The following is a 19,204-nucleotide window of genomic DNA, read 5'->3' on the forward strand; positions in this document are numbered from 1 at the left end:
GGCCAGCCTTCCCGCCTCTTGCGCCCAAAGCATTTCCCGATTGCCTCAGCCAGACTTTACCATATGAATGCGCCGCATCATGGTCGAATTCTTCCGCCGCCTCTGCATCTTGCTCGCCCTCGCCCTGCCCGCGACAGCGCGCGCCGAACAGCAGGACATCGCCGCCGCCGCGCGCGGTGTTGTCCGCATCGCCATCGTGGCGACGGACGGCAGTGAGGCCTATTTCGTCGGCCATGGCAGCGGCTTTGCGGTCGCGCCAGACAAGGTGCTGACCAACGCCCATGTCGTCGAACTGACCCGCGAGGAAAAAAACCTCGTCATCGGCGTCGTCCCTTCAGAAGGCCGCAAAAGCTACGGCGGCCGCGTCATCGCCTACTCGCCCGGCAACGACCTCGCGCTCATCCAGCTTGAGGAAGGCCACCTGCCGGTCAGCACCTTCTACGCGGGCGCCGTCAGCGATGGGCAGCATGTGACCGCGATCGGCTATCCCGGCACGGTCGATCGGGCGCAGGGCCTTGGCCTCAAGGAAATGGTGGAGCCGCTCGGCACGGTAAAGACCAGCGGCAACGTGTCGTCGGGCCGATCGAGCCACAGTTTCGATACCATCCTCCACACCGCGCCGCTCGCCGCCGGGAACAGCGGCGGCCCGCTCGTCGATGATTGCGGCCGGGTGCTGGGCGTCAACAGCTTCGGGTCCATCTCGGACGGCAATGACGCGGAGTTCGGTTTCGCCGTGTCCTGGCGCGAAATCGCGTCTTTCCTCCGGCAGGCAGGTGTTTCATCCCTGCGTACCGTCGTTCCCTGCCGCTCCATGGCCGAAGCCGACGCCGCAGACGCCGCGCTCACCCAGCGCGCGGCGCAGCAAAGCGAACAGTCGGAACGCGCCCGGGCCGACGCGCGCGAAGCCGCGCTGGGCAAGGCGCGCGATGCGGCGGAACGCGAAGTCATCTCTGGCCGCGAAAATGCGATGGCGGGCGCCGCCGTGCTTCTGGCGCTAGCGGTGCTTGGGCTCGGCGCGGGCGGCCTCTTCTACAGCCAGGGCCGCGAACGCCGCGCAACATGGTCGCTGGCGGGCGGCGGCCTCTTGCTGTTGGGCGCCGTCGCGCTGTTCCTGCTGCGGCCGAGCTTCTCCAGCGTGGATGAGCGCGTGAAACTGCCCGACGACGGCAGGGTGGCGGGCAACCATGCCTATGCATGGGAAGGCGACAATGTCTGCGCGATCGACCTCAACCGCAGTCGCCTCACCGTGTCGGAGGCCAACGACATCTCCTTCAACTGGACCGGCACCGGCTGCGCCAACGGCAACAGCCAATATGTCAGCGCAGGCAATGAATGGGAACGCGCCGCCGTCCCGGATTCGGGCAACTTCATCACCGTCAGCCGCTTCGACCCGGCAACGGGCACCTTACGCGTCCAGCGCTGGCTGCCGGATGGCGATGCGATGGGCAAGGCTCGCGCCTTGTTGAAGGACGGCCCGATCAAGGCGTGCGGGACCGATCCCGATCTGCTCGCCCGGATCGCCGCCCTGCGAAGCGATCTTGCCTCCCTGCTGCCCGCGCAACCCAACGAACGCCTGGTCTATCATTGCCGCAAGGGCCGCCTCGCTCCCCCCGACCCCGCAAACTGATCAAAATCGCGCGGCGGAAAGCGCCGCCTAATCGTCTCCATTCCATCCTTGCGACGGAATCGCGTTCCATGACTTGCATAGTCATAAAGCCGCTGCTAACCGGCCGGGCAACAGGGGATCGGGACGGATAAGACCGCGCCCCTCTTTTCGCATGACCGGCAAATCAAGTGCCAGTGACAGAAATTGGAGGACGGTAAGCGCGTGGAGACTACCGGCGGCATTCAGGCTAGCCTCAGCGGACGCTACGCGCTTGCGCTGTTCGATCTGGCCCGCGACGGCAACGCCCTCGACACCGTGGCGGCCAGCCTCGGTGCGATCAAGGCGGCGATCGCCGAATCGGCTGATTTCAAAAGCCTCATCAACAATCCCGTGCTGAGCCGCGACGCGTCTGGAAAGACGATCGCAGCGGTCGCAGCATCCATCGGCATCGACGCGCTGACGACGAAGTTCCTTGGCGTCCTCGCCGCGAACCGCCGCCTGTCGCAGCTGCCCGCCGTCATCCGCGCCTATGAAACGCTACTGTCGAATCACAAGGGCGAGGTCCGCGCGGAAGTGACCAGCGCGCATCCGCTCGATTCGAACCAGATCACCGCGCTTGCGCAAAACCTCCGCACCCGCGTCGGCCGCGACGTCGCGCTCGAAGCCAAGGTCGATCCCGCGATCCTGGGCGGGCTGGTCGTAAAGATCGGCAGCCAGATGATCGATTCCTCCATCCGCACCCGTTTGAATAGTCTCGCCCAGGCGATGAAAGGCTGAACATGGATATCAACGCCGCAGAAATTTCGAAGGTCATCAAGGACCAGATCGCCAATTTCGGCACCGAAGCGCAGGTGAGCGAAGTCGGTTCCGTGCTGACCGTGGGTGACGGCATCGCCCGCGTCCATGGCCTCGACAACGTCCAGGCGGGCGAAATGGTCGAGTTCGCCAATGGCGTGCAGGGCATGGCGCTCAACCTCGAAGCCGACAATGTTGGCGTCGTGATCTTCGGCTCGGACGCCGAAATCAAGGAAGGCGACACCGTCAAGCGTACCGGCACCATCGTCGACGTTCCGGTCGGCAAGGGTCTGCTGGGTCGCGTGGTCGACGGCCTCGGCAACCCCATCGATGGCAAGGGCCCGATCCAGTATACCGAGCGCAAGCGCGTTGAAGTCAAGGCGCCGGGCATCATCCCCCGCAAGTCGGTGCACGAGCCCGTGCAGACCGGCCTGAAGGCGATCGACGCCCTCGTCCCCGTCGGCCGTGGCCAGCGCGAACTCATCATCGGCGACCGTCAGACCGGCAAGACCGCCGTCGCGATCGATACCTTCATCAACCAGAAGGGCATCAACGCGGGCGACGACGAGGGCAAGAAGCTCTACTGCATCTACGTCGCCATCGGCCAGAAGCGCTCGACCGTCGCGCAGATCGTCAAGCAGCTCGAAGAAAATGGCGCGATGGAATATTCGATCGTCGTCGCCGCGACCGCTTCGGAACCCGCCCCGCTCCAGTATCTGGCGCCCTATACCGGCGTCACCATGGGCGAGTTCTTCCGCGACAACGGCATGCACGCCGTGATCGTCTATGACGATCTGTCCAAGCAGGCCGTCGCCTATCGTCAGATGTCGCTGCTGCTGCGTCGTCCTCCGGGCCGCGAAGCCTATCCCGGCGACGTTTTCTATCTGCACAGCCGCCTGCTGGAACGCGCTGCGAAGATGAACGACGCCAATGGCAATGGCTCGCTGACCGCACTGCCGATCATCGAGACGCAGGCCGGCGACGTGTCGGCCTACATCCCGACCAACGTGATTTCGATCACCGACGGCCAGATCTTCCTCGAAACCAACCTCTTCTACCAGGGCATCCGTCCGGCCATTAACGTGGGCCTCTCGGTGTCGCGCGTCGGCTCCGCCGCGCAGACCAAGGCGATGAAGAAGGTGTCGGGCTCGATCAAGCTGGAGCTGGCGCAGTATCGCGAAATGGCGGCCTTCGCCCAGTTCGGTTCGGACCTCGACGCTTCGACCCAGAAGCTGCTGAACCGTGGCGCGCGCCTGACCGAACTGCTGAAGCAGGCCCAGTTCTCGCCGCTGCCGTTCGAAGAACAGACCGCGTCGATCTTCGCTGGCACCAACGGCTATCTCGACAGCGTCGCCGTCAAGGACGTGACGCGTTATGAAGAGCTGATGCTCGCCTACCTGCGTCACGACCATGCCGACGTGCTCGCCGCGATCCGCGACAGCAAGGACCTGGGCGACGAGCCCAAGGCCAAGCTGAAGGCCGCGCTCGACAGCTTCGGCAAGACCTTCGCCTAAAACATAAGCCGTCACCCCAGCGACCCGAAGGGCGACCGAAGGTCAACGCTGGGGTCTCAGGCCGGATAGGTCCGACCTGACGGCCTGAGATGCCAGCCTTCGCTGGCATGACGGAACAGGATTAAACGAGACGGTATATGGCCAGCCTCAAGGAACTGAAGATCCGCATCGGGTCGGTTAAATCGACCCAGAAGATCACCAAGGCGAAGCAGATGGTCGCCGCCGCGAAGCTGCGCAAGGCGCAGGCTGCCGCCGAAGCCGCGCGCCCCTATTCCAGCCGTCTGGAAGCCGTCGTCGCCAGCCTCGCGTCGAAGATCGCGGGCGGCTCCGGCGAAGGCGCTTCGCCGCTGCTCGCTGGCACCGGCAAGGATGACGTCCATCTGCTGGTCGTCGCCAACTCCGACCGTGGCCTTGCGGGTGCGTTCAACGCGAACATCGTCAAGGCGGCTCGCGCCAAGGCGGACGAGCTGATCCAGCAGGGCAAGACCGTGCGCTTCTACCTGATCGGCCGCAAGGGTCGTCCGGTCATCAACCGCACCTTCCCCGGCATGATCGTCGCGCAGTTCGAGACGACCGGCGCGAAGGAACCGGGCTACGCTCAGGCCGAAGCGATCGCGCATGAGCTGACCGACATGTATCTGAACGGCAAGTTCGACGTAGCGCACCTCTTCTTCTCGCGCTTCAAGTCGGCCCTCGCCCAGATCCCGACGGAGCAGCAGATCATCCCGGTCAAGATCCCCGAAGACGCGGATCGCAACGCCATCCCCGCGACGGTCGAATATGAACCGAGCGAAGAAGCGATCCTCGACGACCTGCTGCCGCGCAACATCACGGTGCAGATTTTCAAGGCGCTGCTGGAAAACAACGCGTCCGAACAGGGCGCATCGATGACCGCCATGGACAATGCGACCCGCAACGCAGGCGACCTCATCAACAAGCTGACCATTCAGTACAACCGTAGCCGCCAGGCCGCGATCACCACCGAACTGGTCGAAATCATCTCGGGCGCAGAAGCCCTTTAAAGATCACGCACGCAAGGAAGCAGTCATGGCAACCACCAACAATGTAGGCCGCATTTCGCAGGTCATCGGCGCTGTCGTCGACGTGACCTTCCCCGATGCACTCCCCGCAATTCTCTCGGCGCTGGAAACCAGCAACAACGGCAACCGCCTTGTTCTGGAAGTCGCCCAGCATCTGGGTGAAAACACCGTCCGCACCATCGCGATGGACTCGACCGAGGGTCTGACCCGCGGTCAGGAAGTGACCGACACCGGCGCGCAGATCAGCGTTCCCGTCGGCCCGGCCACGCTCGGCCGCATCCTGAACGTCGTTGGCGAGCCGATCGACGAACGCGGCCCGGTCGCGACCACGCTGACCGCACCGATCCACGCCAAGGCTCCCGAGTTCGTCGATCAGTCGACGGAAAGCTCGATCCTTGTCACCGGCATCAAGGTCATCGACCTTCTTGCCCCTTACGCGAAGGGCGGCAAGATCGGCCTGTTCGGCGGCGCGGGCGTCGGCAAGACCGTCCTCATCCAGGAACTGATCAACAACATCGCGAAGGGCCATGGCGGCACCTCGGTCTTCGCGGGCGTCGGTGAACGGACCCGCGAGGGCAACGACCTTTATCACGAATTCCTCGACGCTGGCGTTATCGCCAAGGACGCCGATGGCAACGCCATCAGCGAAGGTTCTAAGGTGGCGCTGGTTTACGGCCAGATGAACGAGCCCCCGGGCGCCCGTGCACGCGTCGCCCTGTCAGGCCTCACCATCGCGGAATATTTCCGCGACCAGGAAGGCCAGGACGTGCTGTTCTTCGTCGACAACATCTTCCGCTTCACCCAGGCAGGCGCGGAAGTGTCGGCTCTGCTCGGCCGTATTCCTTCGGCCGTGGGCTATCAGCCGACCCTGTCGACCGACATGGGCGCTCTCCAGGAGCGCATCACCTCGACCAACAAGGGTTCCATCACCTCGGTTCAGGCCGTTTACGTCCCCGCGGACGATTTGACCGACCCGGCGCCTGCAACCTCCTTCGCGCACTTGGACGCCACCACCGTTCTCAACCGCGCCATTTCGGAACTCGGCATCTATCCGGCGGTCGATCCGCTGGACTCGACCAGCCGCGTTCTGGAACCCCGCACCGTGGGCCAGGAGCATTACGACACCGCTCGCGCTGTCCAGTCGATCCTGCAGAAGTATAAGTCGCTTCAGGACATCATCGCGATCCTGGGCATGGACGAGCTGTCGGAAGAAGATAAGCTCACCGTCGCCCGCGCCCGCAAGATCCAGAAGTTCCTGTCGCAGCCCTTCCACGTCGCCGAAGTCTTCACCGGCATCTCGGGCAAGTTCGTCCAGATCGAAGACACGGTGAAGTCGTTCAAGGCCGTGGTCGAAGGCGAATATGATCACCTGCCCGAAAACGCCTTCTACATGGTCGGCGGCATCGACGAAGCCATCGAAAAGGCGAAGAAGCTGGCTGCGGAAGCAGCGTAAGCTACCAAATGTTTCCCCTCCCGCAGGCGGGAGGGGATATAAGGGTGGGCCGCGAGCGCAGCGAGCTCCCGACCTATCCCGAAGCGTTGCAGGCGATTGCTAACGCAACCGCACCCACCCCCTGCCCCTCCCTTGAAAGGGAGGGGGGAGAGTTACAGATGGCACTGCATTTCGAACTCGTGACCCCCGAAAAGCTCGTCCGCTCGGAAGAAGTCTATCAGGTCGTCGTCCCCGGCACCGATGGCGACTTCGGCGTGCTGGAAGGCCACGCGCCGTTCATGTCCACCGTCCGCGACGGCGCGATCCAGATCTTCGCCAGCGCGGGCGCCGCGCCCGAAATCATCCCCGTCCAGGGCGGCTTCGCTGAAGTCAATGAAAAGGGCCTGACCGTCCTCGCGGAGCATGCGGGCTGACGCGCCAAAGCTAATCCGCCGGTGAATTGAAAAGGCCGCCTCCCAACAGGAGCGCGGCCTTTTTCCTATCTGGCCCAAGCCCGCCACCGCCGGTCACCAGGCCACCCCGATCAGCGCCATTAGCCATTTGTCAAAGTTTCCGCCTTATTCACCATTGCAACCAATTCGGATCAGCCTGTTCCGGCAGGGAAATCCTACGATATCGCGGCGGAGAATTATGAGCGCGTTTGGACGGAAAAATGGACCTGCCGGCATCAAGCCGGGATTCGGTGTAGCCCGGCCAATGCAGGGCGGCGCCCCGCGTGAGGAAGCGCGAGGCGGCGACCAGTTCCCGCCGCTAGACATGGCTCCCCTGCCCGCCGCCGACGCCCCGGTCGATCCGCTGTCCGCGCCCACCAGCCAGATGCAGCGCAACGCCGACGCCTTGCAGCGCTTGTCCGATCGCGCCAACGCCGAACATGTCGCCGACACAGGCCCTCAAGGCTTCGAAGCCTCCGTCCACAAGATCAAGGAACAGGTCCTCCCCCGCCTGCTCGAACGCGTCGATCCGGAAGCGGCCGCGACGCTCAGCAAGGATGAACTGGCCGAGGAATTCCGCCCGATCATCATGGAGGTGCTGGCAGAGCTCAAGCTCACCCTCAACCGCCGCGAACAGTTCGCGCTGGAAAAGGTGCTGGTCGATGAACTGCTCGGCCTCGGCCCGCTAGAGGAGCTGCTGGCCGACCCCGAGGTCACCGACATCATGGTCAACGGGCCGGAGCAGACCTATATCGAAAAGAAGGGCAAGCTGATCATCGCGCCGATCAAGTTTCGTGATGAGGAGCATCTGTTCCAGATCGCCCAGCGCATCGTGAACAAGGTCGGCCGCCGCGTCGACCAGACCACGCCGCTGGCCGACGCCCGCCTGCCCGACGGCAGCCGCGTCAACGTCATCGTGCCGCCGCTCTCGCTGCGGGGCACCGCCATCTCGATCCGTAAATTTTCGGCCAAGCCGATCACCATCGACATGCTCGCCCAATGGGGCGCGATGAGCCCGAAGATGGCCACCGCGCTCAAGATCGCTGGCGCATCGCGCATGAACATCGTGATTTCGGGCGGCACCGGCTCAGGCAAGACCACGATGCTCAACGCCCTGTCGAAGATGATCGACCCGGGCGAGCGCGTGCTGACCATCGAGGACGCTGCCGAACTTCGCCTTCAGCAGCCGCACTGGCTCCCCCTTGAAACGCGCCCGCCGAACCTTGAGGGCCAAGGCGCAATCACCATCGGCGACCTCGTCAAGAACGCCCTGCGTATGCGTCCTGACCGCATCATCCTGGGCGAAATTCGTGGCGCGGAATGCTTCGACCTGCTCGCCGCGATGAACACAGGCCATGACGGCTCCATGTGTACGCTTCACAGCAACAGCCCGCGCGAGTGCCTGGGCCGTATGGAAAACATGATCCTGATGGGCGACATCAAGATCCCCAAGGAAGCGATTTCCAAGCAGATCGCCGACTCGGTCGACCTGATCGTGCAGGTAAAGCGCCTGCGCGACGGTTCGCGCCGCGTCACCAACATCACCGAAGTCATCGGCATGGAAGGCGACGTCATCGTCACGCAGGAACTGTTCAAGTTCGAATATCATGACGAAGATGACAGCGGTAAGATCGTTGGCGAATACCGCTCCATGGGCCTGCGCCCCTACACGCTCGACAAGGCGCGCCAGTTCGGGTTCGACCAGCCTTTCCTGGAAGCCTGCCTCTGATCTTGTCGGCAGGATAGCAGGGGAACGACCGCCGCTACATTTTCCAAAGACGAGTCGATAATTATCAGGGGGTGGTTGCGTCATCCTGTCCGCCGGTTAAAGCGACCTGCGTGCAACCCCCTGCCCCCATTAGCCCGCCAGAGGAGCTTCCGCCGCCACCATCGGCGCGTGACGAACATGCGCTGACAGGCATCGGCCTGCGTTTGCTGGCGATGTTGTTCATGGCCGTCATGTTTGCCCTCGGCAAGCTTGTGGGCACGCGGGGCGTCAGCTTGGTCGAGCTGATCTTCTACCGTCAGGCGCTCGCCCTGCCCCTTATCGTCACGTGGGTCGCGATGACCGATGGCCTCCCCTCGGTCCGCACGAACAGGCTGGGCGCGCATGTGAGCCGGACTGTCCTCGGCCTTACCGGCATGGTCCTTAATTTCGGCTCCTATCTGCTTCTTCCCCTGACCGAAGCCACCGCGATCGGCTTCACCATGCCCATCTTCGCCACGCTGCTGTCGGCCATCCTTTTGCGCGAAGCGACCGGCCCCCACCGCTGGGCCGCCATCATGCTGGGCTTTGCCGGGATCATCGTCATGGTCCGCCCTGATGGCACGCATTTCCCGCCGTTCGGCCTTGCTGTCGCGCTATCCGCCGCCATCATCACGGCCTGCATCGGCTTGCTGTTGCGCGACCTTGGCCGCACCGAAAAGACCGGCGTCATCGTATTCTGGTTCACCATCCTGTCCGTGCCGCCGCTGGGTATCCTGATGCTGTTCGTCGGGAAGGCGCACGATCCCATGACCTGGGCCATGCTCGTCGGCGTCGGGCTGACAGGCGGTATTGCGCAGCTCTGCATGACCGGCGCGCTTCGCCATGCGCCTGTATCCGTGGTGCTGCCGATGGATTACAGCACCATCATCTGGTCCACACTGCTGGGCCTGTTGATCTGGGGTGAATGGCCGATGCACACTACCTGGGTAGGCGCAGCGCTCATCATCGCCAGCGGCCTATACATTGCGTGGCGGGAGCATGTCCGCACCCGCCGTTTCGCTTCAGCCTAGCAATTCCGCCTCCAGGCTGATCTGCGCGTTCAGCAGCTTCGACACGGGGCAATTTTCCTTGGCTTTGGCGGCCAGCTCCTGGAATTTGGCGTCGTCAGCACCGGGAATGGTCGCCTTCAGCGTCAGCTTGCTCGCCGTTATCGCAAAGCCGCCCTCCTGCTGCTCCAGCGTCACGACCGCGTTCGTTTCCATTTTCTCCGCCGTCAGCCCGGCCTCCCCCAAAATGAGAGATAGCGCCATGGTGAAGCAGGACGCATGGGCGGCGGCGATCAATTCTTCCGGATTGGACCCCGGCACCCCTTCGAACCGCATGGCATAGCCATAAGGATGCGCGTCCAAAGCGCCACTTTGCGTGGAGATCGCGCCTTTGCCCTCTTTCAGGCCGCCGCTCCATACCGCCGAACCACTGCGATTGATCTTCATGTCATCCTCCTGCGTGAAGAGTGGGAACCCCGCTGACCCTGCTCGGTTTCATCATCATAGCCTGATTCCTGTTCAGGAGGGTGACAATGACTGACCCGGCAGTGGAAAATCCCGGCGACCTGATCGCATCCGACCGTGTCGAAGGAACCGCCGTCTACAACCGCGAAGGCGAACGGTTGGGCCATATCTCGAATTTCATGGTGGAAAAACGCAGCGGCCAGGTCCGTTACGCCGTCCTATCCTTTGGCGGCTTTCTCGGCATCGGCCATGACCATTACCCCATCCCATGGGCGATGCTGAGCTATGACACGGGCAAGGGCGGCTATATCGTCGATCTTAGCAAGGAGATGCTGGACAGCGCCCCCCGTCATCTCGCGGACACTCGGCCGGAATATGACGAGGCCTATGGCCGCAACGTCTACTCCTATTACGGTCTTATATATCCTTGGTAACAGGCGAAGTTGTTGCCCTGACGGCGCTCTTCCAATGCTGAACCCCAGATGAATCCAGTCGCCTAAATTTGGACACATTTGGTCGCTGAAGCATTGTCTACCTAAAGAATAGAATATACATCCATCGTGCAATTGGACGAGGATCACACCATGGACCGATTCGGACATCTGGGCGACGCGCGCAATCCTGTCGTGCTGACCATACCAGGTCTCAACAACAGCGGCCCCGGTCATTGGCAGACCCTTTGGGAAGGCATGCGCGGCGATTGCGAACGTGTCGATCTGGGCAGTTGGGCCAGCCCAAACCGCAATGCATGGGTCACTCGCCTCGATGCGGCGATTCGTGAAGTTGAAGGGCCGATCATCCTGGCCGCGCACAGCCTGGGTTGCCTCGCTGTCGCCTGGTGGGGCGCGTTGCAGAGCCAGGCTTATGGTTGGCCGGTGACGGGCGCATTGCTGGTCGCCCCGCCTGATTGCGACAGGATGGAAACGCCCGAAACGATCGGGGGCTTTGGACCGACGCCACGGGCACAGCTGCCCTTCCCGTCGATCGTCGTCGCCAGCCGCAACGACCCTTATATCTTCTTCGAACGCGCCCACAGTATCGCCAAAAACTGGGGCAGCAGCTTTGTCGACGCGGGCTTTAGCGGACATATCAATGCTGAAGCCAATCTTGGCACATGGGATTTCGGCCAATCACTGCTGGAACGGCTGGTCGACAACGCACATGAACAGGCTTCGCTCATGCGGCAGATGCGGCCAGCCATTCCCCTGGCCCATCATCAACATGACCGCAAACTGGCGGCGATGCGGTTGATCGGTTGAATTTTAAAGGGGCGCGACAAGGCAAACTTGGGCGCCCTATATATTTGCTTTTTTGTCTATTGAATTAGTTGAGATAAAAGCGGGCATGAGGTGCTTATGAGTGATAGCCGAACAGCAGAATTTGCCCGCAACGGCCGCGCAGATGGCCAGCGGGCGGACATTTCCGTCAGCATCGAAAAGGTTCGCGGCGTTCTTGAAGCACTGCGTTTCGGGTCGATCACATTGACCGTGCATGATGCCCGCGTCGTCCAGATCGACGTGACGGAAAAGACTCGTCTCACCGCCTGAAAAAGGCGGGGGCCTTCAAGGGTTGCAAAACCGAGCCGCCGGACAGGCGGTTAATGATAGGCGGCAGGGGGTGGGCCGCCAACTGTCCAGTACCATTCCCAGACCATCGGTGTTGACCGGCCAACCGGAAACGCCGCGATCAACATTCACCGGACCTCCGGAAGGGGAATTTTTATGATTGCGCGTTCTTTGTTGCTCGCCGGTGTGGCGAGCGCATCCATCTTTGCGTCCAGCGTCCATGCCGAGGAAGTGCCTGCGCCAGTTGCCGATGCAGCAGTCCCGGCCACGGACGCGGCCGAACAGCCCGCCAATCCTCGCGGCGACGTGATCATCGTCACCGCCCGCCGCCGCGCGGAAACGGCGCAGGAAGTGCCGCTGGCGATCTCCGTCATTCGCGGCGACAGCATCGAAGCGACCGGCAACTTCAACGTCGTGAAGCTCCAGCAGCTTGCGCCGACCTTGCAGGTCTATACCACCAATCCGCGCAACACCTCGGTCAACATCCGTGGTCTGGGGGTGCCGTTCGGCCTTACCAGCGATGGCTTCGAGCAGGGCGTCGGCATCTATGTCGATGACGTCTACAATTCCCGCGTCGCCGCCGCGACTTTCGACTTTCTGGATGTGAACCAGGTCGAAGTGCTGCGCGGCCCGCAGGGCACGCTCTACGGCAAGAACACGACGGCGGGCGCGATCAACATCACGACCAACCAACCGACCTTCGATTTCGAAGGCCGTGCGGAACTCAGCGTCGGCAACCTCAATTACCGGCAGGCAAAGGCCGCCATCTCCGGCCCGCTTTCCGACACAGTCGCCGCCCGCCTCGCGGTCGCCGCGACCAGCCGCAGGGGCACGCTCTACAACGTCACCTCGCAGCGCTGGATCAACGAGCAGGACAATCTGGGATTGCGTGGCCAGTTGCTGTTCCAGCCCAACGACGATTTCAGCATCACCCTGTCAGGCGACTATAGCAAGCAGGACCCCGAATGCTGCGGCACCACCTTCGTCCGCGTCGGCCGCACGCAGCGCCCGCTGAACCGTCAATATGACGCTCTCGCCGCAGCGCAGGGCTATGTCGTGCCCAGCCGCAATCCCTATGACCGCCTGTCCGACCTCGACAGCAATCTGAACGCTGGCAACAAGATTGGCGGCGTTTCGGCGCGGGTGAAGTGGGACGTCGGCCCCGGCACGCTGACCTCGGTCACCGCTTGGCGCTTCTGGGACTGGAAGCCGGAAAATGACCGCGACTTTACGGGCCTGCCGATTGTGTCCAAATCGCAAAACCCCTCGCAACAGAACCAGTATAGCCAGGAATTCCGCTACAATTACGAAAGCCAGAAGATCGACTTCGTAGTCGGCCTCTTCGGCTTCAAGCAGCGGATCGACACGCAGGGCACGGAGCAGCAGGGGGCAGCAGCCGCCAAGTGGAGCCTTGCACCCTCGGCCGACCCATTGAACCCGGCCAACAACCCCGCAACGCTCGCGGGCCTCACCGCCAGCAACACGCAGTGGCTCAAGAGCGAAAGCGCCGCGCTGTTCGGTCAGCTCAGCTGGAAAGTCACCGACGCGCTGACGATCCAGCCCGGCCTCCGGCTCAACTATGATAAAAAGTCGGGCTTCTACCAGCGTGTCGTGACGAACGCGCAGGGTCAGACCATCAGCTGCACCACGCCCGCGGCGCCCGGCACGATTGCGGGTACATCGCAGCAGTGCGGCGTCTATCAGCCGCAGGTGAGTGCGCCATCGGACAGCGCGTGGAACTTCACCTACGACTTCAACGTCAACTACAAGTTCGCGCGGGACGTCCTCGCCTATGCGACCTATGCCAAGAGCTTCAAGACACTGGGCATCAACCAGAACGGCTTGCCGCTCAACCTGGACAATACGGTCAACTATGACGCCGCAACCGTGAAGCCGGAATCGGTCCAGCATTTCGAAGTCGGGCTCAAGACCCAGCTGTGGGATCGCCGCGCGACCTTCAACATCTCGGCCTTCCGCACCACGATCAAGGATTTCCAGGCGACTGTGAACGGCGGCCAGTTCGGCACTGTGCGCGGCTACCTCGCCAATGCGGAAAAGGTCCGGTCGCAGGGCATCGAAGCGGACTTCAAGGTAGTCGCCAGCGACCGCTTCACCGCTTATGCCAACGCGGCCTACACCGACGCCAAATATAAGAAGTTCACCAACGCACCCTGCCCGCCTGAACTGTCCGGCGGACCGTCACAGCCTTCCGGAGCTACGCCCGATTACTCGCAGCCGGGCGTTCCGGGCGCGGCGAGCCCCCGCCAGTGCGACATCTCCGGCCAGGACCTGCCCGGCGTGTCGAAATGGGCCTTCTCCTACGGCGCGGAATATAACATCCCGGTCACGCTGCTGGCGAAGGAAGGTCAGCTCTATCTGGGCGTGGACGGCAATTACCGCTCGCGCTGGAACTCCAACGCCTCGCCCTCGCGCTACACCGAAGTAAAGGGCTACGCGCTCACCAACTTCCGCGCAGGCTTCCGCGGCGAAGGGTTCGACGTCTTCGGCTGGGTCCGCAACGCCTTCGACGTCAACTATATCGAAAATCTGCAAGTCGCTCCCGGCAACACCGGCCTGATCGCTGGCCAGCCTGGCGATCCCCGGACTTGGGGCGGGACGATCAAATTCTCGTTCTGATCCCGTAACGATGTTCACCCCCTGCGGGAGCGGCACAGGCCCGCCGCTCCCGTTCTTTTTGGTACAGGGGTTCGTCATCCCAGCGAAAGCTGGGATCTCAGGCAAAGCCTGGTCCAAGGAGATCCCAGCTTCCGCTGGGATGACGGAATTACAACCCGATTTGCGCCTGCCACCCCACTGGGGTACATCGCCTTCATGTCCACCACCTTCACGCTCGACACCTCCACCAGCCGCGCCAATCCCACGCCCGCGCCGATGAAGCGGCTGACCGTCCCCGCCATCCAGCGCCGCAAGGCCGAAGGGAAGACGGACGAGCCGTTGGTGATGCTGACCGCCTACACCGCCCGGCAGGCGCAGCTTCTCGATCCGCATTGCGACATGCTGCTCGTCGGCGATTCGCTGGGCCAGGTCATCTACGGCCTGCCTTCAACGCTTCCCGTCACGCTCGACATGATGATCGCCCATGGCGCCGCCGTCGTCCGCGGCAGCTATCACAGCCTCGTCCTCGTCGACATGCCCTTCGGCAGCTACGAAGCCTCGCCCGCCCAAGCCTTCGCCAGCGCCAGCCGCGTCATGGCCGAAACCGGCTGCGCAGCCGTAAAGCTGGAAGGCGGGCAAGCCATGGCGGAAACCATCGCCTTCCTCACCCAGCGCGGCATCCCCGTCATGGCGCATGTCGGCCTCACCCCCCAGGCCGTCAACGCACTGGGCGGCTATGGCGCTCGCGGAAAAAGCCAGGAAGAACATGCCAAGATCATGGATGACGCCTGCGCCGTCGCGCAGGCTGGCGCTTTCGCGGTGGTCCTCGAAGGCGTCATGGAAGATCTCGCCATCGCCATCACCGACAGCCTCGACATCCCCGTCATCGGCATCGGCGCATCCGCCCATTGCGATGGCCAGGTGCTGGTCGCCGAGGACATGCTGGGCATGTTCGAACGCACGCCGCGCTTCGTCAAACGCTATGAGAATATCGCCGACACCATCAGCGGCGCAGCCGAGCGATACGCCACCGAAGTGCGCAATCGCAGCTTTCCCACCGCAGATCAGGTCTATCGCCCCAAAAAGTGATTTGCGCTAAGCGCCACCGCCGCTATTGATCGCGCCTTCCGCGAGCTTTTTCTGACGCATATCTGGAGACCCACGTGGCCCTGACGCCGCAAAATAGCGAAGCATTCATGCGCGAGGTCGACGAGGCCGTGCGTCAGGACCAATTGCTGACCTTCTGGCAGCGCTTTGGCCGCTTGATCGTCGCAGCCGTGGTCATCGGCCTCGTTGCCTTTGCGGCATGGCTTTATTGGCAGCATTACAGCGCCACTCAATCGCAAGCCGTGTCCGAGGAAATGGACAAGGTCATCTCGGCCGCCGCGGGCGGCGGGACCCCGGATGCGAAGCAACTCGACACGCTGACCGACGCCAGCCAGCCCGGCTTCCGCGCGTCAGCCCTGCTCGTGAAGGCTGGTGTCGCCGCTCGCAAGGGCGACAACAAGGCCGCGATCGCCGCTTACAAGGCAATGGCTGCGGACAGCTCGCTTGATCAGCCCTATCGCGACCTAGCCCTGATCCGCCAGACCACGCTCGAGTTCGAGACGCTTCAGCCGCAACAGGTGGTCGATCGCCTCAAGCCCCTCGCCGTTGAAGGCGCGCCATGGTTCGGCAGCGCGGGCGAACTGGTCGCCATATCCTATATGAAGATGCGCAAGCCCGATCTTGCTGGCCCGCTGTTCGCAGCGATGGCAAAGGATGCCACCGTGCCTCAGTCGATCCGTTCACGCGCGCGACAGATGGCTGGCTTATTGGGCATAGATGCAGTCGAAACGCCGACCGTACCGGGACAGGGATGAAGATAAGCGCATGGGGATGCACAGCATGACGAAATTTGCGGGCACGCGCCGGGCCCTGACCGTCGCCGCGATGGTCGCGCTACTGGCGGGCTGCGGTATCGTCGGGGGCAAGAAGGGCGGACCCAAGACCCCCGTGGTCGGCAACCGCGTATCCATCCTGACCAACGAGCAAGGCGTCGAGGTCGATCCGACCCTGGCCGATGTGCCCGTGTCACTACCCGAAGCCTATGCCAACGACCAATGGTCGCAGCCGGGCGGCAGCCCTGCCAAGGCGATGGGCAACCTTGCGCTGAGCACCTCGCCCGCCACGGCCTGGACCAGCTCGATCGAGGGCAGCACGCCTCGCGCGCGTCTCGCCTCCTCACCCGTGATCGCCAATGGGAAGCTCTACGTCATCGACGCGGGCGCCCATGTCATCGCCTTCGATGCCGCGACCGGCGCGAAGCTCTGGCAGACTGCCCTGCCCGCCGAAGGCAGCGGCCGGGCCTTGTTCGGCGGCGGCGTCAGCATCGTCGATGACAAGGTCTATGCCAGCACCGGCGTGGGCGACGTGGCCGCGCTCAGCGCCGCAAACGGCTCCATCCTGTGGAAGAAGCGCCCCGGCGGCCCGCTGCGCGGCGCACCGACGCTCGCCAACGGCCATGTCTATGTCATGGGACAGGACAACCAGATTTTCGCGCTCAACCAGAGCGATGGCGAAGTGCAGTGGACCGACAGTGGCACGTTGCAGGTGACCGGCGTGTTCGGCGTCGCCGCCCCCGCCGCTGCGCAGGGCACTGTGATCGCGGGCTATAGCTCGGGCGAACTCACTGCCTACCGTTATGAAAATGGCCGCACCCTCTGGGGCGACGCCCTGTCGCGCACCAGCATCTCGACGGCCGTCGCTTCCCTCACCGACATTGATGCCAATCCGGTTATCGACCGTGGCCGCGTCTTCGCCATCGGTCAGGGTGGCCGCATGGCTTCCTATGAGCTGGTGAGCGGCCAACGCCTGTGGGAAATCAATATTGCGGGCATCTCGACGCCGTGGGTTGCGGGCGAATGGGTATTCGTCGTGACCAGCGATGCAAAGCTGCTCTGCGTCGCCCGCGCGACCGGCAAGATTCGCTGGATCAGCCAGCTTCGCCGCTGGGAAAAGGAAAAGAAGAAGGCGAACGCCATCCGTTGGACAGGTCCCGTTCTGGCAGGCGGTCGCCTGATCCTGGTATCCACCCATGGCGATCTCAACTATGTCGATCCGGCGACGGGCGCCGTTCAATCGGCAGTTGATATGGACAAGTCCATGTCGCTTTCCCCCGTTGTCGCCAACAACATGCTTTATATCCTTGCTGACAACGGCAAGCTGACGGCGTTTCGTTAACGCCTTAGATGATGTTAGATAAGCGTGCTCCTGCGCAGGCGGGAGCCCAGATCCGCCGTTTGGACTGGGCTCCCGCCTGCGCAGGAGCACCGTCATTTTAAAGGAAACGGGCTATCATGCTGCCCACAGTTGCCATTGTAGGGCGGCCCAATGTGGGCAAGTCCACCCTCTTCAACCGGCTCGTCGGCAAGAAGCTGGCGCTGGTCGATGACCAGCCCGGCGTCACGCGCGATCGGCGGGAAGGGCAAGCGAACCTGCTCGGCGTCGATTTCACCATCATCGACACCGCCGGTTATGAGGACGAGGATCCTCAGACCCTCCCCGGCCGGATGCGCATGCAGACGCAGGCGGCGGTCGAAAATGCCGATGTCGCCCTGTTCGTCGTCGATGCACGCGCTGGCATCACCCCGTTGGACGAGGAAATTGCCCGCTGGCTGCGCGAAGGCGACGCGCCCGTCGTGCTGATGGCCAACAAAGCCGAGGGCAAGGCCGGTGACGACGGCGTGATGGAGGCATTCAGCCTGGGCCTGGGCGACCCCATCCCCTTTTCCGCCGAACATGGTCAGGGACTTGCCGACCTGTTCCAGGCGCTCCTCCCCTATATCGACCGGGAGGATGAGGAAGAAGAGGAAGCCGAACCGAGCGAGGCCGATCTGGAGGCCGCGCCGCTCAAGCTGGCCATCGTTGGCCGTCCTAATGCGGGCAAATCGACCCTCATCAACCGGCTGCTCGGCGAAAACCGTCTGCTCACCGGCCCCGAAGCAGGCATCACCCGCGACAGCATCGCAGTGGACTGGACGTGGACAGACCCCCGCAATGAGGAGGCTGAACCCCGCCCCGTCCGCCTGATCGACACCGCTGGCATGCGCAAGCGCGCGAAGGTTCAGGACAAGCTCGAAAAGCTCGCCGTTTCGGACGGTCTGAACGCTGTGAACTTCGCCGAAGTCGTCGTGCTTCTGCTCGATTCCACGCGCGGGCTGGAGGCGCAGGACCTGCGCATTGCCGACAAGGTGCTGGAAGAAGGCCGCGCCCTCGTCGTCGCGCTCAACAAATGGGACACGGTGGAACATGGCTCCGCCTTGTATCAGGGCATCAAGCAGGCGCTGTCCGACGGCCTTGCGCAGATACGCGGCGTTCCCATCATGACCGTCTCCGGCGCGACTGGCAAAGGTCTGGACGACCTCATCCGCGTCGCTTTCGAAACCCGCACCGCCTGGTCGCAGCGCGTCTCTACCGGCATTCTCAACCGCTGGTTCGAACGCGCGCTGGAGGCCAACCCGCCCCCCGCCCCCGGCGGCAAGCGGATCAAGCTCCGCTACATCACCCAGAACAAGACCCGCCCGCCCACCTTCGTGCTATTCGGCACCCGTCTGGACGAACTACCGGAAAGCTACCGGCGCTATCTCGTCAACGGCATCCGCAAGGAACTGGGCTTCGGCGCGGTGCCCGTGCGCCTTACGTTGCGCAGCGCGCGCAATCCCTATGCCACCAAATGATACCGCCTATGTGAATGCCAGGGGAATGAAATGCCCCTGGCCCGCATTGCGCGCCGCCCGCGCGATGCGGTCGGCCAATGCGGTAACGGTCGAAGCGGACGACCCCAACGCCGCCCGCGAATTGGAGGCGCTTACCCGGCAGCATGGCTGGAATTTCTCCGCCGCTGCTGGCGATCGCTTTGAATTGTCGCGTAAATCCTGACGCCAACCTTGTTCTGACGCCTCCGCTTAACCTGCTGTTTACGCG

General features: G+C 63.1%; 18 protein-coding genes. 17 read left to right on the forward strand and 1 reads right to left on the reverse strand.

What is annotated here, in order from left to right; all coding sequences use genetic code 11:
- Positions 1-79 precede the first annotated feature (79 nt).
- The 8 genes from ACZ5TH_RS07690 (at position 80) to ACZ5TH_RS07725 (ending at position 9,617) form a co-directional block, all read left to right on the forward strand.
- Entirely contained in the window at positions 80-1,627 is a 1,548-nt protein-coding gene (locus tag ACZ5TH_RS07690) for a S1C family serine protease (RefSeq protein WP_464772614.1), read from the forward strand.
- Between the two features lie 201 nt (positions 1,628-1,828).
- Positions 1,829-2,383 (forward strand): F0F1 ATP synthase subunit delta, encoded by a 555-nt coding sequence (locus tag ACZ5TH_RS07695; protein ID WP_460986204.1) that lies wholly within the window; start codon positions 1,829-1,831, stop codon positions 2,381-2,383.
- 2 nt (positions 2,384-2,385) lie between these two features.
- Positions 2,386-3,915: a F0F1 ATP synthase subunit alpha gene (gene atpA, locus ACZ5TH_RS07700; RefSeq protein WP_460986205.1), complete on the forward strand. Its 1,530-nt coding sequence runs from the start codon at positions 2,386-2,388 to the stop codon at positions 3,913-3,915.
- Positions 3,916-4,052: 137 nt separating this feature from the next.
- Complete coding sequence (locus ACZ5TH_RS07705; RefSeq protein ID WP_460986206.1) at positions 4,053-4,937, forward strand: F0F1 ATP synthase subunit gamma; 885 nt, start codon at positions 4,053-4,055, stop codon at positions 4,935-4,937.
- Between the two features lie 25 nt (positions 4,938-4,962).
- Complete coding sequence (gene atpD, locus ACZ5TH_RS07710; protein ID WP_449473516.1) at positions 4,963-6,408, forward strand: F0F1 ATP synthase subunit beta; 1,446 nt, start codon at positions 4,963-4,965, stop codon at positions 6,406-6,408.
- Between the two features lie 158 nt (positions 6,409-6,566).
- The gene (locus ACZ5TH_RS07715) at positions 6,567-6,821 is read left to right on the forward strand and encodes an ATP synthase F1 subunit epsilon (protein ID WP_449473518.1); all 255 of its coding nucleotides are present in this window, start codon (positions 6,567-6,569) and stop codon (positions 6,819-6,821) included.
- 217 nt (positions 6,822-7,038) lie between these two features.
- Positions 7,039-8,568: a CpaF family protein gene (locus ACZ5TH_RS07720; RefSeq protein ID WP_464793504.1), complete on the forward strand. Its 1,530-nt coding sequence runs from the start codon at positions 7,039-7,041 to the stop codon at positions 8,566-8,568.
- A gap of 212 nt (positions 8,569-8,780) precedes the next feature.
- Positions 8,781-9,617, forward strand: a complete 837-nt coding sequence (locus ACZ5TH_RS07725) for a DMT family transporter (protein WP_464795077.1) — start codon at positions 8,781-8,783, stop codon at positions 9,615-9,617.
- Here ACZ5TH_RS07725 and ACZ5TH_RS07730 read toward each other — a convergent pair.
- Positions 9,609-10,040, reverse strand: coding sequence for an OsmC family protein (locus ACZ5TH_RS07730; RefSeq protein WP_449473520.1), 432 nt, complete (start codon positions 10,038-10,040; stop codon positions 9,609-9,611). The genes ACZ5TH_RS07725 and ACZ5TH_RS07730 overlap by 9 nt on opposite strands.
- 86 nt (positions 10,041-10,126) lie before the next feature.
- Here ACZ5TH_RS07730 and ACZ5TH_RS07735 point away from each other — a divergent pair, with 86 nt between their 5' ends.
- From ACZ5TH_RS07735 to ACZ5TH_RS07775, 9 genes are all read left to right on the forward strand, one after another.
- Positions 10,127-10,492 carry a PRC-barrel domain-containing protein gene (locus ACZ5TH_RS07735; protein ID WP_449473521.1) on the forward strand — a complete coding sequence of 122 codons (366 nt, stop codon included), beginning with the start codon at positions 10,127-10,129 and terminating at the stop codon, positions 10,490-10,492.
- A 150-nt stretch (positions 10,493-10,642) separates the two neighbouring features.
- Positions 10,643-11,317 carry an RBBP9/YdeN family alpha/beta hydrolase gene (locus ACZ5TH_RS07740; protein ID WP_449473522.1) on the forward strand — a complete coding sequence of 225 codons (675 nt, stop codon included), beginning with the start codon at positions 10,643-10,645 and terminating at the stop codon, positions 11,315-11,317.
- Between the two features lie 96 nt (positions 11,318-11,413).
- Complete coding sequence (locus ACZ5TH_RS07745; RefSeq protein WP_464793505.1) at positions 11,414-11,605, forward strand: YezD family protein; 192 nt, start codon at positions 11,414-11,416, stop codon at positions 11,603-11,605.
- A gap of 174 nt (positions 11,606-11,779) precedes the next feature.
- Positions 11,780-14,260, forward strand: coding sequence for a TonB-dependent receptor (locus ACZ5TH_RS07750; RefSeq protein WP_464793506.1), 2,481 nt, complete (start codon positions 11,780-11,782; stop codon positions 14,258-14,260).
- 195 nt (positions 14,261-14,455) lie between these two features.
- Entirely contained in the window at positions 14,456-15,328 is an 873-nt protein-coding gene (gene panB / locus ACZ5TH_RS07755) for a 3-methyl-2-oxobutanoate hydroxymethyltransferase (RefSeq protein WP_464793507.1), read from the forward strand.
- Positions 15,329-15,402: 74 nt separating this feature from the next.
- Entirely contained in the window at positions 15,403-16,101 is a 699-nt protein-coding gene (locus tag ACZ5TH_RS07760; protein WP_464793508.1) for a tetratricopeptide repeat protein, read from the forward strand.
- A 10-nt stretch (positions 16,102-16,111) separates the two neighbouring features.
- Entirely contained in the window at positions 16,112-17,461 is a 1,350-nt protein-coding gene (locus ACZ5TH_RS07765; protein ID WP_464793509.1) for a PQQ-binding-like beta-propeller repeat protein, read from the forward strand.
- Positions 17,462-17,577: 116 nt separating this feature from the next.
- Complete coding sequence (gene der, locus ACZ5TH_RS07770) at positions 17,578-18,957, forward strand: ribosome biogenesis GTPase Der (protein ID WP_464793510.1); 1,380 nt, start codon at positions 17,578-17,580, stop codon at positions 18,955-18,957.
- Positions 18,944-19,159 carry a sulfurtransferase TusA family protein gene (locus tag ACZ5TH_RS07775; protein WP_449473533.1) on the forward strand — a complete coding sequence of 72 codons (216 nt, stop codon included), beginning with the start codon at positions 18,944-18,946 and terminating at the stop codon, positions 19,157-19,159. The genes der and ACZ5TH_RS07775 overlap by 14 nt, the downstream gene beginning before the upstream one ends.
- The last annotated feature ends 45 nt before the right edge of the window (positions 19,160-19,204 follow it).

This window comes from Sphingobium sp. TomTYG73, assembly GCF_055394245.1.

Coding starts and splice junctions, on each gene's coding strand:
- panB (WP_464793507.1), top strand. CDS start 14,456: ATGTCCACCACCTTCACGCTCGACACCTCCACCAGCCGCGCCAATCCC.
- ACZ5TH_RS07745 (WP_464793505.1), top strand. CDS start 11,414: ATGAGTGATAGCCGAACAGCAGAATTTGCCCGCAACGGCCGCGCAGAT.
- ACZ5TH_RS07725 (WP_464795077.1), top strand. CDS start 8,781: ATGTTGTTCATGGCCGTCATGTTTGCCCTCGGCAAGCTTGTGGGCACG.
- ACZ5TH_RS07765 (WP_464793509.1), top strand. CDS start 16,112: ATGGGGATGCACAGCATGACGAAATTTGCGGGCACGCGCCGGGCCCTG.
- ACZ5TH_RS07775 (WP_449473533.1), top strand. CDS start 18,944: ATGCCACCAAATGATACCGCCTATGTGAATGCCAGGGGAATGAAATGC.
- ACZ5TH_RS07715 (WP_449473518.1), top strand. CDS start 6,567: ATGGCACTGCATTTCGAACTCGTGACCCCCGAAAAGCTCGTCCGCTCG.
- atpA (WP_460986205.1), top strand. CDS start 2,386: ATGGATATCAACGCCGCAGAAATTTCGAAGGTCATCAAGGACCAGATC.
- ACZ5TH_RS07720 (WP_464793504.1), top strand. CDS start 7,039: ATGAGCGCGTTTGGACGGAAAAATGGACCTGCCGGCATCAAGCCGGGA.
- der (WP_464793510.1), top strand. CDS start 17,578: ATGCTGCCCACAGTTGCCATTGTAGGGCGGCCCAATGTGGGCAAGTCC.
- ACZ5TH_RS07740 (WP_449473522.1), top strand. CDS start 10,643: ATGGACCGATTCGGACATCTGGGCGACGCGCGCAATCCTGTCGTGCTG.
- ACZ5TH_RS07705 (WP_460986206.1), top strand. CDS start 4,053: ATGGCCAGCCTCAAGGAACTGAAGATCCGCATCGGGTCGGTTAAATCG.
- atpD (WP_449473516.1), top strand. CDS start 4,963: ATGGCAACCACCAACAATGTAGGCCGCATTTCGCAGGTCATCGGCGCT.
- ACZ5TH_RS07750 (WP_464793506.1), top strand. CDS start 11,780: ATGATTGCGCGTTCTTTGTTGCTCGCCGGTGTGGCGAGCGCATCCATC.
- ACZ5TH_RS07690 (WP_464772614.1), top strand. CDS start 80: ATGGTCGAATTCTTCCGCCGCCTCTGCATCTTGCTCGCCCTCGCCCTG.
- ACZ5TH_RS07735 (WP_449473521.1), top strand. CDS start 10,127: ATGACTGACCCGGCAGTGGAAAATCCCGGCGACCTGATCGCATCCGAC.
- ACZ5TH_RS07730 (WP_449473520.1), bottom strand. CDS start 10,040: ATGAAGATCAATCGCAGTGGTTCGGCGGTATGGAGCGGCGGCCTGAAA.